The 1,088-nt window shown below is 80.7% G+C and carries 1 protein-coding gene and 1 pseudogene; one reads left to right on the top strand and one right to left on the bottom strand.

The window, feature by feature from the left end; genetic code table 11:
- Nucleotides 1-883 (top strand): annotated as a pseudogene (locus KK617_RS18650) (hypothetical protein); the annotation flags it as partial.
- A 22-nt stretch (nucleotides 884-905) separates the two neighbouring features.
- On the opposite strand, the gene KK617_RS18655 reads toward KK617_RS18650, so the two are convergent.
- The coding region (locus KK617_RS18655) for a hypothetical protein (RefSeq protein ID WP_277501682.1) at nucleotides 906-1,088 on the bottom strand (183 nt) is incomplete at its 5' end.

Genomic DNA, 1,088 nt, shown 5'->3' on the forward strand with positions numbered 1-1,088 from the left:
AGCCCAGCCCGCGCAGCCGGGGCCCGCCGTACCGGTCGAGGAGCACCCGGTCGAGCAGCCCCGCCCGGCGCCGACGGCGCCGCGGCCGCACCCGGCCGCGGACGCCACCCCGACCCCCACGCCCGCTCCTGCGCCGGTGGAGCCCGCGTGGGCACCCGGCGCGTCCGCCGACCCCGAGCCGCTGGCGCTCTCCGCGCTCGCCCACGCCCCGGTCGACACCACTCCCGACGCCGCCCCGACGAGCACCGGCGCCTCGCCCGCGGCCGTGCCGGGTCCGGCCGTCGCCGGGTCCGACGAGCCCCCCGCCGGTCGCGGTGGTCGCGGTGGTCGCGGTCGTCGCGGGAGGGGCCGGGACGCGCGCCGGGAGCGAGAGCAGGACGGGCCCACCGACCCGCACGAGCCACGGCGCCGCCGGTCCCTGGTCGTCCTCGCCGTGCTCGCCCTCGTGCTGGGCCTCGGCCTGGGCGTGGTCGGGTTCGGACTGCGCGGCGGGGACGACGAGGCCGACCGCCCGCAGCAGACGCCGACGGTCGGCGCCGTGCCGACGGCCAGCACGCCGCCGGCGGAGGACCCGCCGCTCGACCCCCGCCCCGACCCCGAGCTGGCGGTCGTGTTCCAGACCCTCGACGCCTCCGGGCTCGACCTCGAGCTGGCGTGGACCGACCCGAGCGAGGGCACCGCACGGTTCTTCGTCGCCCGCACGTCGGGCCCGCAGGGGTCGGTCGTCTCCTACGAGGCCGAGCTCGCGCCGGGCACCCGCGAGGTCGTGCTGCCCGGGGCGCTGGCCGCGGGGGGACGGCAGTGCTACGCCATCCTCCTCGTCATGCCGACGGGCCCGGTCGGGCTGTCCGAGGTCCGCTGCATCACCGCCCCGACGTCCTGAGGCCGCTGCAGGGACGAGCGGGTCAGCGGCGCCGGAGCACCCGCGGGTCGAGGTACCACCACGCGCGGCGCCACCACGGCACGCTGCGGCGCACCGCCCGCCGTACCTCCCGCACGGCCCGCCGGTCCTCGGTCGTCGGGGCTCCGGCGCCCGTCGAGCCCGGGGCGAACGCGGCGCGGTCGGCCGCGCGGGCGAGCCGGGTGGC

It is taken from the genome of Nocardioides sp. ChNu-99 (assembly GCF_029493445.1).
GTDB lineage: Bacteria > Actinomycetota > Actinomycetes > Propionibacteriales > Nocardioidaceae > Nocardioides.